General features: G+C 41.5%; 1 protein-coding gene. It reads left to right on the plus strand.

Annotated elements, in window-relative coordinates; translation table 11 throughout:
* Window positions 1-173, plus strand: a 173-nt coding sequence (locus tag MTCD1_RS19970; RefSeq protein WP_235013413.1) for an aconitase family protein, incomplete at its 5' end; no start/stop codon positions are given.
* Between the last annotated feature and the right edge of the window lie 73 nt (window positions 174-246).

The following is a 246-nucleotide window of genomic DNA, read 5'->3' on the forward strand; positions in this document are numbered from 1 at the left end:
GTTTAGCAATGAATGGTGATCAACTAGGAGAAGGTCAACGTAGTGCATCTACGTCAAACCGTAACTTCGAAGGTGGTCAAGGTAAAGGTGGACGTACTCATCTAGTATCTCCAGCAATGGCTGCAGCGGCAGCGATTGAAGGCCATTTTGTTGACATCCGTAACTGGGCATAAAATTTAGCACATTAGTGATCAAGGAATTACAATGAAAGCATATAAAAATCATACTAGTGTTGCTGCATTAATG

Source organism: Colwellia marinimaniae (genome assembly GCF_002207865.1).
In the GTDB taxonomy this organism is placed as follows: Bacteria; Pseudomonadota; Gammaproteobacteria; order Enterobacterales; family Alteromonadaceae; genus Colwellia; species Colwellia marinimaniae.